Here is a 15,281-nt window from a genome sequence, read left to right as displayed (position 1 = left end):
TACTGATGAGTTCCAGATTATTAGTTTTTTAAATTGCAATCCAAAATTGCTAATTTTCTTGGAACTTTTTTGTCTAAATAAGTTTAAACAACTTCAATAATTAGCTTTTGACTAAAAGATTTCAAGTTTCCAGATTTTAAATTAATAAAATAAACACCTGCAGGAATTCCGGAAATATTAATACTGTTGTCATTTTCGATTTTTGCGGATTCCAATACTTTTCTTCCATCAAAACTTATGATGTAGTTTTTTCATAATATTTTGATATTTAGTGTATTATATCTGAATGAAAATTTCATACCGATCAAATATTGAAAAATTCATTACAATACGATGAAAAAATTATTAAATCTGAAATAAAAATAAAAATACCGATATATCTGAAAATAAATGATTTCTGTTGTTAAAAATTCATAAAATACAAGAAAATCATTATATTTGCCGACTTAATTTAACGTAGTTATAACAAAATGCAAGGAAAAGGACTTATTACAATTGTTGCTATTGTACTAGGGTTGATTTGCTTAAACGAGCTATTACCAACATGGTACGCCAGCAAAATTGAAAAGCAGGCGACTGCTATTGCAGGAGACAATCCGGAGAAGTATCAAAAAGAAATTGCAAAACTTTCTAAGGATACGCTGAATCTGGGATTCACGAAACTTTATTACACTAAAGCCAAAGACAAAGAAATGAAACTTGGTCTTGACTTAAAGGGCGGTATCAACGTTCTTTTGGAGATCAATCAGAGAGACCTGGTGAATGATTTAACCAATTATTCCACTAACCCGATTCTTATTGAAGCTTTAAACAAAACGGATGAAGTACAGAAGAATTCCACAAAATCTTACATCGACAACTTCTTCGATCAGTTCGATGCAATTAACAAGGCAAAAGGTACAAACCTTAAGTTGGCAGATCCGGAAATTTTCGGAAACACTACACTTACTGAGGTGAAGTACAACACGCCTGATGAACAGGTAAAAAGCATTGTTAAAAGAAAAATTGATGCGTCTGTAGGTACAGCTTTTGAAGTTATCAGAACAAGAATTGATAAGCTTGGAGCTATCCAGCCCAACGTTCAGAGAGTACCGGGAACCGCTAGAATTTCTGTGGAAATGCCTGGTATGAAGGATATCGACAAGGTGAAGAAAATGCTTCAGACTTCTGCAAAGCTTCAATTCTGGGAAGTACAGCAGGTTCCTGAAATGGCACCATATTTCCAAACTTTAACGTCTATTGTTGCTGCTAAAGGTGATTCTATGGGAGTTGCGAAAAACGTAAACTTCATGAATCTTTTACACCTTGACAAATTAAGAACTAATGGTGTTGCCAACGTAAAATTGTCTGATACAGCTACTGTAAACAAAATTTTAAATAGCAAAGCAGCGCAGTCTCTACGTCCGGCTAACATTAAATATACACAATTTATGTGGGGTTACAAGCCTGAAGCTACAGATGCTGAAAGTTTAGTATTGTATGCTATCAGAGGTAACATCAACCAAAAAGCTCCGGTAGACGGTGCTGTTGAAACTGCAAACATCAGCTATGATGAGCTGAGCAGAGTAGTGGTAGATATGCAGATGGATTCTAAAGGGGCAAAAGAGTGGAAAACTTTAACAGAGAAAAACGTAGGTAAGCCTGTTGCTGTAACGCTTGACGGAAGAGTTTATACCGCGCCGAATGTTGTAAATGCAATTCCTAACGGTAGAACGCAGATCTCCGGAAACTTCTCTCAGGAAGAAGCTAAGGAATTAGTTGATGTTTTGGGGGCTGGTAAATTGCCTGCCGGAGCAAAAGTAGTTCAGGCTACGGTTGTAGGTCCGTCTTTAGGTCAGGAATCTATTGATGCTGGTTTAATGTCCTTCATTATTGCTTTTGCGATTATTATCGTTTATATCATTTTCTATTACGGTGGAGCTGGTGTTTATGCGGTCATTGCAATGGTGATCAACTTGTTCTATATTTTCGGGATCATGGATTCGGGAGACTTTACGCTTACGCTTCCGGGTATCGCAGGTATCGTTTTAACGATGGCGGTTGCTGTCGACACGAACGTTATCATTTATGAAAGAACAAAAGAAGAGTTATTCGCAGGAAAGAATATTCTTGAAGCTTATAAAGATGGTTTCAAACATGCATTAAATGCAATTATTGATGGTCACACGACTACTTTCTTAACGGCAGTTGTATTATTCTTCTTCGGAACAGGACCTATCAAAGGTTTCGCATTGACATTGATGATCGGTATTGCGATGACGTTATTCACATCTGTACTGCTTTCGAGAGTAATGATCTTTTCAAGATTAAATAAAGGAAAAGGTCTTTCTGTATGGACTCCAGCTACGAAAAATTTATTCAGAAATACTTGGATCGATTTTATCGGAAAAAGAAAATACGCTTATATTTTCTCAGCTGTTTTAACGATTGTTTGTATCATTTCGATTGCTACTCACGGTTTCAAATATGGTATCGACTTTACAGGTGGTAGAAACTATGTAGTAAGATTTGATAAGGATGTAAAAGCAGAAGAAGTTGAAAATAAATTGGTAGCTCTGTTTAAAACTGAAGATGGTAAAAATTCTTCTGTTGAGGCTAAAACTTTCGGAAACGACAAACAATTAAAAATCTCTACAGATTACCTTATCGAAGATGAATCTTTGAAAGCTGACCAGATTATTGAGCAGAAATTATTTGAAGGCTTAAAAGCAAATTTACCTGCGGGAACTACTTTACAGGATTTCAAATCTGCAGACAAAGAGCACGCGGGAATTATTTCTTCCGAAAAAGTTGGACCTTCAGTTGCTGATGACATTAAAGTTCATGGTATTTATGCGGTTTTAGCTGCATTAGGTATGATCTTTATCTATATTTTGGTGAGATTTAGAAGATGGCAATTCTCTTTGGGCGCGGTTGCAGCGTTATTCCACGATGCGGTGATCATTTTAGGGGCTTATTCATTGCTTCACAAATATATGCCGTTCAATATGGAGATCAACCAGGATTTCATTGCTGCTATCCTGACGGTACTTGGATACTCAATCAACGATACCGTAATTATCTTCGACAGAATCAGGGAATATCTGAGAGAGAAGAAATCTTTAACATTAGCAGGATTATTTGATGACTCTATCTCCAGTACTTTGGGTAGAACATTCAACACTTCATTTACTACTATCCTTGTAATTTTGGCGATTTTCATTTTCGGTGGAGATAACCTTAGAGGGTTTATGTTTGCGATGTTAATCGGTATAGGATTCGGTACATATTCATCTATCTTCGTAGCATCGGCAATTGCTTACGACTTCTTGAAAACAGGTAAGGAAGAAGAAGTTCACGGTAAGTCGACTACAAACAAAGAAGTACTCGCTTCAAAATAATTTATACTACAATAAATAAGAAAAAACGCCCTTCAATTTGAAAGGCGTTTTTGTTTGTTAATAGTTATTAGTTTATTGTATTTAATTTTAAACTTATAGACCTCCGATTCTCAAACTCAATATCTTATTAGGAGCTTTTTCCTGCTTTCTACCGTATCTTTTTGGTTACGGCTGGAACGAAGTGGAAGCTGTAACCAAAGGTTTTGTTGCATAAATTTATCATTCTAAGGGGAGCATTCAAACAATCTCATTCAAACAACATACACACAATCATTCCAACCCACAGTCAGCATGTCTCAAGTATCATTATCAATAACCAAGCATCAACCAAAATCAATAACCAACAATTTATAACCATTATTGTTCCCTATTTCATTATTTTTGCAGCAGTATGGAAAATTCTAGAAAAAAAGCTGCTATAGGCTTCATATTTATTACATTATTGATTGATATTACGGGATGGGGTATCATCATTCCGGTAGTTCCTAAACTGATTGAGGAGCTTATCCATGCTGATATCAGTGAAGCAGCAAAATATGGTGGCTGGTTGGGTTTTGCATATGCTTTTACCCAATTTATTTTCTCTCCCGTTGTCGGAAATCTGAGTGATAAATTTGGAAGAAGGCCTATTATTTTGATTTCACTTTTCGGTTTTGCAGTTGATTATGTCCTTTTGGCTTTGGCTCCAACTATTTGGTGGCTGTTTTTGGGAAGAATCATTGCAGGAATTACAGGGGCGAGTGTTACTACTGCAAGTGCTTATATTGCTGATATTTCTACAGATGAAGACAGAGCTAAGAATTTTGGACTCATTGGCGCCGCGTTTGGCCTTGGATTTATCATCGGGCCGGTTTTAGGTGGGATTCTGGGACATTATGGAGCGAGAGTTCCTTTTTATGCCGCAGCAGGATTATGTTTGTTGAATTTCCTTTATGGATATTTTATTCTTCCGGAAAGTTTGGATAAAGACAAAAGAAGGGAATTTGACTGGAAGAGAGCCAATCCTATCGGGTCATTTAAATTTTTAGGAAAGCACCCTGAAATTTCGGGGTTGATTGTTTCTTTGATTTTAATCTATATTGCAGGACATGCCGTTCAGAGCAACTGGAGTTTTTTTACGATGTATAAATTCAATTGGACTGAAAGAATGGTAGGCATTTCACTGGGTGTTGTAGGACTATTAGTAGGAATCGTACAGGGAGGGCTTATCAGATGGACAACACCTAAGCTGGGTGAGCAAAAAAGTATCTATTACGGTTTGGCTCTGTATGCCATAGGGATGTTGCTGTTTGCCTTTGCAACGCAAGGGTGGATGATGTTTGCTTTTTTAATACCATATTGCCTTGGAGGAATCTGTGGGCCCGCTTTACAGTCAGTCATTACGAAAAGTGTGCCTTCTAATGAGCAAGGAGAATTGCAGGGTGCATTGACGAGCCTTATGAGTGCAACATCAATTATTGGCCCGCCGATGATGACCAACTTATTTTATTTCTTTACCCACGATGAAGCTCCATTTAAGTTTTCGGGGGCGCCATTCTTTTTGGCATTTATATTAATGGCTGTAAGTGTGGTGATTACTTATTTTAACTTTAAAAATAAAGATTCTAAGAAAGATATTTTATAATAAAAATAAAATCGGGGCATCAATTTAATGCCCCGACTTCCTGGAAATATAATGTTTGAAAGAATATATTCTGTTTAGTCTGTGACAATTTTTATTAATGAAAAGTTAAGTTAAATCCTTTTATTGGGAATTAATTAGATGTTAATTCTTTTTTAATTTATAATGAATTTTAATGATATTTTTGGTTTTCCATGGATAAATTAATTTGAAGTATCCTACTATTTTTAATCATTAATAAAAAAACTGTCGTTATAGTCATGACTGAGGTTATCGATGCCACCTGACCCGGAATCCTAGTCCCCATTGCAGAGGAAATTCTTTTTTGAAAAAGATTTCGGCGGAAAGCTGGAAAAACTCCAAAAAGAGATAGAGATCTAAGATTCGGGATTTCGAGTCTTGAAATTTGATTATTATATTTGATAAACTTTACCTAGTCAAGCAAATCTCGAATCTCGAAACCTGAATCTTAAAATTTATTTAAAATTGATAATTAACATAATACAATTGTATAATCTTTCGTAATTTTGCTTTATGGAATTAAGCATTGGAGAAATGGCATTGATTGCCGTGGCGATCGTTGTATTGTTCGGACCGGATAAACTTCCTCAGATAGCGCGTGACCTGGGAGCAGGCGTAAGGAAAATGCGTGGTGCTGTGGAAGACATTAAAACCGAAATCATGAAGGAAACTGATAATCCCGTTTCCGAGATCAAACGCGAGATCGAAAAAGTAAAAGATGCCGCAAAAGATTTTAATCCAATGAAAGATATTGAAAAAGAGGTGCTTATGGAACCTCAAGAATTAAACGAAATTCCAAAATCTCAACCTTCTGAGGACGAAAACTACCAAGGCCCTGTAAGCCGATAGACAATGGAGGAGATTATTCAAGAAGATAAAAGGGTATTTTTGTTTCTCAATAATTTGGGAAGCTCATCTTTTGATCATTTTTGGATGCTGATCTCAAGTACTTGGATCTGGGTGCCTTTATACATTATTTTCTGCTATTTTCTATACAAAAATTATAAGCTTAGGTCTTTAATTTTCATTTTAATATTTGTTGCAATCGGGGTAACTGTTTCTGATCAGATAGCAGGGATTTTTAAACATGGAATTCAAAGATTAAGGCCTTGCCACGACCCTTCACTGGAGCATTATATGAGAATTGTAAAGTGCGGAGGACAGTATGGTTTTTATTCGGCGCATGCTTCCAATACTTTCTTTTTGGCTACTTATTTAAGTATTTTGTTAAAAAATAAAATTAAATGGTTTCCTTATGCTATATTTGTATGGGCAACAGTAGTTGCTTACAGTCGGATATACTTAGGTGTGCATTTCCCGATAGATATTTTGATAGGGATGTTGGTTGGAACTTTATTGGGAGTGATTTTCAGTGTACTCGCAAGAAAAGTAATCAATAAACAAACTATAAACTCATGAAAAAATATTTACTTTTTAGCGTATTAGCTTTTGCATCAATCTATTCTAATGCTCAAGATAAGCAAAAGGCTCAGGAATGTTTTCAAAAAGCTGATTATAAATGTGCTGAGGAAGAATACCTCAAACTTGCACAAAGCGAAAAAATTCAACAGATTCAATCCGAGTATTACAACAATCTGGGTACAGCCCAAAGAAGATTGGGAAAGACAACTTCTGCGTTCAAATCTTATGAATCGGCTCTTAAATCCAATCCTATGTCAGCAGCAGTGTATGCAAATCTAGGATCAATTCATAGTCAAAAAGGAAATAAACAGGCCGCGTTGGATTATCTGAACAAAGGTCTTCAGATTGAGCCGGAAAATGTTGATATGTATCTTACCCGCTCTAAAGTCTACGAAAATTTAGGTAAAAAAGATTTGGCTGCAAAAGATTTAAACCAAATTTTAAGCTTTGCCCCTGATAATATTTATGCAAGAACAGGTCTTGCCAATCTGAAGAAAAACAGTGGTGATCTGGAAGGTTCTCTTAAAGATTATAATCAACTTATTGCAGAGAAGCCGGAATCACTTTTATACAGCGGAAGAGCAGATGTTTACTATAAATTGAAGAAAAATAAAGAGGCTCTTGCAGATGTTAACAAAGCAATTTCTATTGACCCGAAGTTTGCTCAGGCTTACGTCAATAAAGCTTTAATTTTGTTTGAAACTGCTAAGCCGAAAGAAGCGTGTGCAAGCCTTGATAAAGCAGTTAGCTTAGGATATGAAAAACCTTTGCTGCTGGAATATTATTCTAAATGTGAGGCTAAAAAATAAGGTTTCGTTTGGGTGCGGCGGCAAAGCCGCCGCACCCAAACGAAACTAATCAATCATTATGGTAAGGTTTGCCCTGTAAAATCTGGTCTGCACGATAGAGCTGCTCAACAATAAACAAGCGGATCATCTGGTGGGTAAACGTCATTTTTGACAAAGATATTTTTTCATTGGCTCTTGTATGTATTTCTTCTGAAAATCCATAAGCGCCACCAATCAGAAGGTGAATTTTTTTCACGGAAGAATTCATCCAGATGTCAATTTTTTGTGCAAATTCACGACTCGTAAATTGTTTTCCTTTTTCATCAAGAATTACTACAAGATCATTTTTATCGATATGATTTAAAAATAGTTTTGCTTCTTCTTTCTTTAAAAGATCAGGAGAAAGATTTTTAGCATTTTTTACGTCAGGAATTTCTGTAATTGCAAAATTCCAGTGTTTTGGTAGGCGTTTAAGATAATAGCTGATTAAAGAAGTGATTTCCTTATCATCCGTTTTCCCGATACAAAGTAAGCTGATCTGCATTTTTTATACAATTTTAAATCTCCAAAGATATTCATAAATTAAAGAATGTCACAATTGCTGACTATTACGGCAAGATAAAATTAAAAATCATTATTTTTGCAGGAATACCAATATGAAAGTATACTTTATCTTCTTAGGGTAAATTCTAAAGATTTGATATATAGAATAATATGTAAAGTAAATGGGTGTAAAAATTCCTAAATTTATCTTGAAAATTCAAGAGTTTTTTGATAACATACATATTCCTGTTTTAGGAATATCCCTCTGGCAGATGTTTCAGATCTATATTTCAGGGATTTTCAAAGGAAAAATCGGGCGTAAAGCGGCGGCTATTTCCTGGAGCTTTACAATTAGTTTATTTCCATTTATCTTGTTTTTATTGTCTATTCTGCCTTATCTGCCGCATTATGACAAACTTCAGTTTTACATATTCGAAGTATTGATTCATAATGTTTTTCCTGCTCATATGGAGACTGATGTAAGGAGCTATATTGAAAATAGTATCATTCCTAATATGAAAGGAATCAGTAATCTAACAATTATTTTGGCATTGGTGTTTGCAACAAACGGAACATTTTCTTTAATTAATGGGTTTAATGAAAATACGGACGAAAAGATGAGTGATGTTAAAGAATTTATTCTTTCTTTCTTTATAACTATTGGGTTTATATCAATCGTATTTTTAACTATTTTTGGTGTATATTATTCTGAAGTTGTTTTGAAATTATTCACACCGGTTTATGATATTTCATGGCTGGTCAACAACCTTACTAAAATTATTGGGCTTGTATCATTTCCCTTATTTTATTTCATACTTCTTACATTGTTTTACTGGTTGGGAACAGTGAAGATTACCCGTTTCAGACAGGCTGTTCCGGGAGCTGTTCTTACCACAATTTTATTTATTCTTACTACATACGGCTTTGCGTTATATGTAAAGAATATAGCCCGTTACAATTTGCTGTATGGCTCAATCGGAAGTATGATTCTCCTAATGGTTTGGGTGAATGTTAATGTATATCTTCTCCTTTTCGGAAATGAGCTGAATCTAGCCATAAGAAAACTACGAATTGAAAAATTACTATCTGACGAGATTAAAAGAGAAGCCTCTAATTATCAGTTTATGAGTTCAGAATCAGATACTGAAATTAATGAACTTTACAACAAAAAATCAGATGATGAAAAGAAAACAGATTAATATTCTTCTTCAACTATTTGATTTTTAGAACTTACGCTTAAAATTAAATAACCCAAGATTGCTGAAAGAAAAGAAGCAATCAGAATTGCAAATTTAGCTTTATCCTGAATTTCAATTTGCTCTTTAAACGAAAGCAATGCGATAAAAATTGACATTGTAAATCCAATTCCTGCCAAAAATCCTACCCCCAGCATATGTGTCCACGAAGTGTTTTGTGGCAATGAGCTTATTTTTAACTTAATAGCTATTAAAGAAAACAAGTTGATCCCAATTAATTTTCCTAAAATTAAACCTAATATAATTCCCAAGCTTAAAGCACTTGTGAGGCCAGCTACCATTTCATTGTTGAAAGTTATGTTGGTATTAGTTAGAGCAAAGATAGGCATGATTAAAAAATTTACAGGAAAATGTAGTTTATGTTCAAGTTTTTCCAACGGTGAGATTTCTACTGTAGAGGCATTGGTAGGTATTGAAAATGCCAACAAAACTCCGGCAATGGTAGCATGGATTCCGGAATGATGAAGGAAATACCATAAAAACAACCCTGGAATAATATAGAATATAATTTTAGTAACCTTTAAAAGATTTAATAAAAATAATAAGGCAGTCACTCCAAAAGATAATAATAAATATACCCAATGGATTTGTTCGGTGTAAAATATAGCAATAACAAGAATAGCTCCCAGATCATCAACAATAGCTAATGCTGCAAGAAAAATTTTAATGGAATTCGGGATTTTCTTTCCAAGCATAGAAACAATGGCCAAGGAAAAAGCTATATCCGTTGCCATAGGAATTCCCCAACCGTTTCCGTATTTTGTACCAAGGTTTAAAACCGCATAAATGCTCGCCGGGACAAGCATTCCTCCCACTGCAGCAAAGATCGGAAGGGAAGCATTTTTAAAAGATGAAAGTTCACCTTCCACAAGTTCCCTTTTGATTTCCAGCCCTACCAGGAGGAAGAAAACGGCCATTAAGCCGTCATTTATCCAGATGCTTACAGGATATTCGAGTTCAAAAATGTGTGTACCTATTTTCTTATCTAAAAAAAATTGAAAGCCTTCTGCAGCTGAAGAGTTTGCAATGATTAAAGAAATTAAAACACAAAAAATAAGTATAATTCCAGAAGCCTGGCTGCTGTTGAAAAATTTTTTAAAGTATAGTGTTAAATTCATATCTATGATTGTAATCTTCTCACTCTTGAAATTCCATTAATATCATTAAGTTTTTTAAATGTTTGTTCTAATTGGCTTTTATTTTTTACCTCAAGATTGATAGTTCCTGTAAAAATTCCGTCATTTGACTCAATGGACATGCTCTTCATATCCATCCCCATTGCCCCGCTGATTACTGTGGTAATATCATTGATCATTCCCATTCTGTCAAGCCCTTCAATTTCAATTTTTACTCTGTTTTTGAAGCTTTCTTCATTTACCCATTTTGCTGGGATAACCCTATAATCATATTGCGCACGAAGGTTGATGGCATTAGGACAGTTGTCACTATGTACTTTTATACCGTCTGAAATTGTGATAAAACCAAAAATTTTATCTCCGGGAATTACCGTACAGCATTTGGCGTAGCTGTAGTTTAGCTTTTCCTCATCTTTTCCAAAGACGATCATGTCGAGGTTTTGCTCCTTCGGTTCTATGAATGCGGTATTTTTGGAAGGAGATTTTCTGAATCTTGAAAGTAAATTATTAAATACGTTTTTACTCTCAATATATTTTCTTAAGCTACTCGCATCCAACTCATTGCTTTGGAATTTTAAGAACAGCTCCTGTGAAGTTTTAAGGTTGAAAAATTTCTGAAGCTTATTGACTTCATCATCATTAAAATTAATTTTTGCATGGCGTAGCTTTCTTTGGAGAATTTCTTTTCCTTCCTCAACCAATTGATTTTTCTGTGAATTTAAATAACTCTTAATCTTCGACTTAGCCTTTGATGTAACTACAAATTCCAACCAGTCGGCTTTTGGTTTTTGATTTTGAGATGATAAAATATCTACCTGATCTCCGTTTTGGAGAACATAAGAAATAGGAACTAATTTTCCATTGATTTTTGCCCCTAAACACTTCATTCCCAAGTCAGAGTGAACGGCAAAAGCAAAGTCAAGCGCTGTGGCATTGGTCGGTAAGATTTTAATTTCACCTTTTGGAGTGAACACAAAAACTTCTTTTGAATATAAATTAAGCTTAATATTGTCCAAAAGTTCCGATGTGGAAAGGTTTTGCTGCTGCTCCAGCACTTCACGGATTTCTGCAACCCAATTTTCAAAATTCCTATCCTCAGAGCTTTGTTTGTAGCCTTCTTTATATTTGTAATGGGCGGCAACGCCTTTTTCGGCAATTTCATCCATTCTTTCGGACCGGATCTGAACTTCAATCCATTTTCTGTCCGGCCCAAGAACCGTCAGATGCAGACTTTCATAGCCTGTAGAACGAGGCTGGGTGATCCAGTCACGCATTCTGGAAGGATTACTGTGATAAACATCCGTTACAATCGAATAAATTTTCCATGCAAGGAATTTTTCATTCTTAGCGTCTGATTTATAGATGATTCTGATCGCATAGTTGTCGAAAACCTCTTCAAAGGAAACGCCCTGCTTCAGCATTTTCCTGTAGATGGAAGAGATGGCTTTTGCGCGGCCTTTAATTTTAAAATTTAATCCTTCTTCGTTCAGTCTTTCGGAAACTTCTTTTTTGAACTCTTCAATATACCTTTCGCGGCTTTCTTTGGCAAGCTCGAGCTTCTCAGTGATCTCGTTGTAAACGTCCGGATTATTGTATTTTAAGGATAGATCTTCCAGCTCGGATTTGATGTTATAAAGCCCCAGACGGTGCGCCATCGGAGCATAGATGTATACCGTCTCGGAAGCAATTTTTTTCTGCTTGTCCGGAGCCATGCTTTCCAGGGTACGCATATTGTGAAGACGGTCTGCAATCTTAATTAAGATCACTCTAAAATCCTCAGAAAGAGTAAGTAAAAGTTTTCTGTAATTTTCAGACTGCACAGAAATATTTTGGTGATTCATGATGGATATTTTTGTTAGCCCATTCACGATGCCAGCTATTTTTTCACCAAAAATTTTCTTTAAATCTTCATATGTATAATCAGAATCCTCAATAACGTCGTGCAAAAGGGCACAAGCAATGGAAGAAGCACCCAAACCAATTTCTGTTGCTACAATTTTGGCAACGGCAATGGGATGGTAAATGTAGGGTTCACCAGATTTTCTTCGTTGATCTTTATGTGCGTCTAATGCAATATCGAATGCCTTTCGGATGAGCTTGTTATTTTCCTCATTTAAAGTCCGGTATGTATTAGAAATCAAGTCCTTATATCTTGCAAGGATCTCTTTGTTTTCCTGTTCTAAGTCGTAACTCATTTGTGTAAAAGCCTATATTTAAACGAAAATACGAAATTTTTTACACTTTTCAAAGTCAAAAAAAATCCGTAGAAAACTCTACGGATTCCGGTTATTAATTTTTATTGCTAATTGTTTAAAATTTTACCTCCGCAGAATCCATTCCGCTGCTGGATGCTCTGATTTTTACATCCGGACTGTTATGAATTTCGGCTTTGCATCTGGCATCAATGTATTTTTTTAGATTTTCATAATGAGCCTGTTCAATATTCATATTTTCAAAAAGAAATGTTTTCAAAACAGAATTTTGGCTAAAAATATTTTTTGCGTTATCTATCTGGTCATTATCTCTTACAGCAACACTGGCCAGATATTGTGCGTCGTGATGTCCGCTGTCAAGATATACAATGTAATCTGAATTTCTAAAGCCAGAATTTTCAAGATCGGCTTCAAGCTTTTTATAATCGCTGTGATGATCAAATAATCCAGCTAATATATTTGACATAAGCAATAGTTTTTAAATTTGTACTTAAAGATAGTAATATTTTTCTATAAATTTTAAATTATTTTTAATAAATATTTGTTTTTAATGTTTTGTCTATAAAATAATGTTAAAATATGTGAGAGTGTCTATTGAACAATTGTTTGTTTAATTGCTAAAAAATAATTGATAAAGAAATAAAAAAATGTGCGGAAATTTTTCCGCGCATTTTTTTTCAATATTTATAATTTTATTTAATCAACTCTTTCATTTTTAATTTCTTCCACAATTTCAGGATTCAATAAGGTTGTAATATCTCCGAAATTACTGAAGTCACCTTCTGCAATTTTTCTTAAAATTCTGCGCATAATCTTTCCTGAACGTGTTTTCGGAAGTCCTGAAACAAACTGAATTTTATCCAGTTTTGCAATCGGACCGATCTGATCAGAAATTAATTGGTTGATTTCCTTTACCAAATTTTCCTGCTTTCTGTCTGCTCCCGAATCTTTTAAAATTACAAATCCATACAAGGCATTTCCTTTAATGTTATGAGGATAGCCTACAATTGCAGATTCTGCTACAGCAGGGTGTTCGTTGATGCTGTCTTCGATCGGAGCGGTTCCTAAATTATGTCCAGAAACAATAATTACATCATCTACACGCCCCGTAATTCTATAATATCCGACTTCATCCCTCAAAGCACCGTCACCCGTGAAATATTTTCCTGGAAAAGCAGTAAAATACGTTTCTTTATATCGTTGATGATCGCCCCATATTGTTCTCGCAATTCCCGGCCACGGAAAACGGATACAAAGGTTTCCTGTCACCTGATTTCCTGAAATTTCATTACGTTTATCATCCATCAAAATAGGTTGGATTCCCGGCAATGGAAGGGTAGCGTAAGTCGGCTTTGTAGGTGTAACGAACGGAAGAGGAGAAATCATAATTCCCCCTGTTTCAGTTTGCCACCAGGTATCTACAATCGGACATTTTTTCTTTCCAACATGATCGTTAAACCAATGCCAGGCCTCCTCATTAATTGGTTCTCCAACAGAGCCAATCACTTTTAATGAACTTAGATCATGCTTGTCAACCCATTCTGTACTTTCTTTTGCTAATGAACGGATGGCGGTAGGAGCAGTATAGAATTGTGTAATTTTGTGTTTTTCAATCACTTCCCAAAATCTGTCCGGTTCAGGATAGGTAGGTATTCCTTCAAAAATTACTGTGGTAGCACCATTCAAAAGCGGACCATAAAGGATGTATGAATGTCCGGTGATCCAGCCGATGTCGGCGGTACACCAGTAAATGTCGTTTTCCTTATAATTAAATACATTTGTAAAAGTATAAGCCGTATAAACCATGTATCCGGCGCAGGTATGAAGCATTCCCTTCGGTTTTCCTGTAGAACCGGAAGTATACAAAATGAAAAGTGGATCTTCAGCATCCATAATCATTGTAACGAAATCTGCCGAGGCATTATCATACAAATCCGCAAGCCAATAATCTCTTCCTTCCTTCATTTTGATGTCATTATAAGTTCTTTTCACTACTAAAACAGACCCTACAGAAGGTGTTTTTTCCAGAGCTTCATCAACAATGCTTTTTAGATCCAAAATTTTGTTTCCTCTGTAACTTCCGTCTGATGTAACCACCATTTTTGCACCACAATCATTCACTCTTGAAGAAACGGCAGACGCAGAAAATCCAGCAAAAATTACAGAATGAACAGCTCCCAACTTAGCGCAGGCCAACATCATAATCGCTAGTTCCGGGATCATTGGAAGGTAAATGCAGACTCTGTCGCCTTTTTCAATACCCATTTCCTTTAAAACGTTTGCTGTTTTATTTACTCTAGTATATAATTCGCTATAAGAAATATACTGTGCTTCTTCTTTTGGATCGTTGGGTTCCCAAATAATGGCGGTTTTGTCACCTCTTACAGAAAGGTGTCTGTCTAAGCAGTTTTTGGTGATATTTAGCTTTGCATTTTTAAACCATGTGATTTTCGCTTCATGCATATCATATTTTATGACCTTGCTCCATCTTTGGTACCATATGAAATTTTGATCAGCTATCTTGTCCCAGAATTTTTTAGGATTTTTGATAGACTTCTTGTATTCATCAAAATAATGCGGTAAATCTTCTATCAGGTAATTTCTCATATCCTTTCTTTTTTACTTTTTGAATTTTTTATTTAAAATTATGTTTAATTTCTTGTTTACCCTAACATGTTCTTTATTTTTTTCTTGAAATTTTGAACCTCATTACATTAATACTAACAAAAAAAGACTTTTGAATCAAAATAATAATATTGTTTAAACTTTGAAAATAAAAGTTTAAACAGATTTAATATTAAATTAAGAAGTTGTTTAAACTTATTTAGACAAAAAAGTTCCAAGAAAATTAGCAATTTTGGATTGCAATTTAAAAAACTAATAATCTGGAACTCATCAGTA

Annotated in this window: 12 protein-coding genes; 6 read left to right on the top strand and 6 right to left on the bottom strand. The window is 35.0% G+C overall.

The features are described from left to right. Positions 1-83 precede the first annotated feature (83 nt). Positions 84-239, bottom strand: a complete 156-nt coding sequence (locus BW926_RS13360) for a T9SS type A sorting domain-containing protein (RefSeq protein WP_228403458.1) — start codon at positions 237-239, stop codon at positions 84-86. 231 nt (positions 240-470) lie between these two features. On the opposite strand from BW926_RS13360, the gene secD reads away from it, so the two are divergent. The 5 genes from secD (at position 471) to BW926_RS13335 (ending at position 7,253) form a co-directional block, all read left to right on the top strand. Further along, the gene (secD, locus tag BW926_RS13355) at positions 471-3,380 is read left to right on the top strand and encodes a protein translocase subunit SecD (RefSeq protein WP_076447789.1); all 2,910 of its coding nucleotides are present in this window, start codon (positions 471-473) and stop codon (positions 3,378-3,380) included. Positions 3,381-3,771: 391 nt separating this feature from the next. Further along, positions 3,772-5,004 (top strand): TCR/Tet family MFS transporter, encoded by a 1,233-nt coding sequence (locus tag BW926_RS13350; protein WP_076447788.1) that lies wholly within the window; start codon positions 3,772-3,774, stop codon positions 5,002-5,004. Between the two features lie 531 nt (positions 5,005-5,535). Beyond that, positions 5,536-5,871, top strand: coding sequence for a Sec-independent protein translocase subunit TatA/TatB (locus tag BW926_RS13345; protein ID WP_076447786.1), 336 nt, complete (start codon positions 5,536-5,538; stop codon positions 5,869-5,871). Positions 5,872-5,874: 3 nt separating this feature from the next. Further along, positions 5,875-6,441 carry a phosphatase PAP2 family protein gene (locus BW926_RS13340; protein WP_076447785.1) on the top strand — a complete coding sequence of 189 codons (567 nt, stop codon included), beginning with the start codon at positions 5,875-5,877 and terminating at the stop codon, positions 6,439-6,441. Next, positions 6,438-7,253, top strand: coding sequence for a tetratricopeptide repeat protein (locus BW926_RS13335; RefSeq protein WP_076447783.1), 816 nt, complete (start codon positions 6,438-6,440; stop codon positions 7,251-7,253). The genes BW926_RS13340 and BW926_RS13335 overlap by 4 nt, the downstream gene beginning before the upstream one ends. Positions 7,254-7,302: 49 nt before the next feature. Here BW926_RS13335 and BW926_RS13330 read toward each other — a convergent pair whose 3' ends face one another. After that, complete coding sequence (locus tag BW926_RS13330) at positions 7,303-7,776, bottom strand: 23S rRNA (pseudouridine(1915)-N(3))-methyltransferase RlmH (protein ID WP_076447782.1); 474 nt, start codon at positions 7,774-7,776, stop codon at positions 7,303-7,305. 181 nt (positions 7,777-7,957) lie between these two features. Between BW926_RS13330 and BW926_RS13325 the strand changes: the two genes are divergently transcribed. After that, complete coding sequence (locus BW926_RS13325; RefSeq protein ID WP_083672332.1) at positions 7,958-8,974, top strand: YihY/virulence factor BrkB family protein; 1,017 nt, start codon at positions 7,958-7,960, stop codon at positions 8,972-8,974. Here the strand turns inward: BW926_RS13325 and nhaA are convergent. The 4 genes from nhaA to acs form a co-directional block, all read right to left on the bottom strand. After that, positions 8,971-10,149: a Na+/H+ antiporter NhaA gene (gene nhaA, locus BW926_RS13320; RefSeq protein ID WP_076447780.1), complete on the bottom strand. Its 1,179-nt coding sequence runs from the start codon at positions 10,147-10,149 to the stop codon at positions 8,971-8,973. The two genes, BW926_RS13325 and nhaA, sit on opposite strands and share 4 nt — an antisense overlap. A gap of 2 nt (positions 10,150-10,151) precedes the next feature. Continuing rightward, positions 10,152-12,362 carry a RelA/SpoT family protein gene (locus tag BW926_RS13315; protein WP_076447779.1) on the bottom strand — a complete coding sequence of 737 codons (2,211 nt, stop codon included), beginning with the start codon at positions 12,360-12,362 and terminating at the stop codon, positions 10,152-10,154. Between the two features lie 115 nt (positions 12,363-12,477). Beyond that, positions 12,478-12,846 (bottom strand): hypothetical protein, encoded by a 369-nt coding sequence (locus BW926_RS13310; RefSeq protein WP_076447777.1) that lies wholly within the window; start codon positions 12,844-12,846, stop codon positions 12,478-12,480. Positions 12,847-13,076: 230 nt separating this feature from the next. Next, the gene (acs, locus tag BW926_RS13305) at positions 13,077-14,987 is read right to left on the bottom strand and encodes an acetate--CoA ligase (RefSeq protein WP_076447776.1); all 1,911 of its coding nucleotides are present in this window, start codon (positions 14,985-14,987) and stop codon (positions 13,077-13,079) included. Positions 14,988-15,281: the final 294 nt, after the last annotated feature.

Origin of the sequence: Chryseobacterium sp. RU37D (assembly GCF_900156075.1) — a bacterium.
Lineage (GTDB): Bacteria > Bacteroidota > Bacteroidia > Flavobacteriales > Weeksellaceae > Chryseobacterium.
This window is presented reverse-complemented; position numbering and strand designations above follow the sequence as displayed.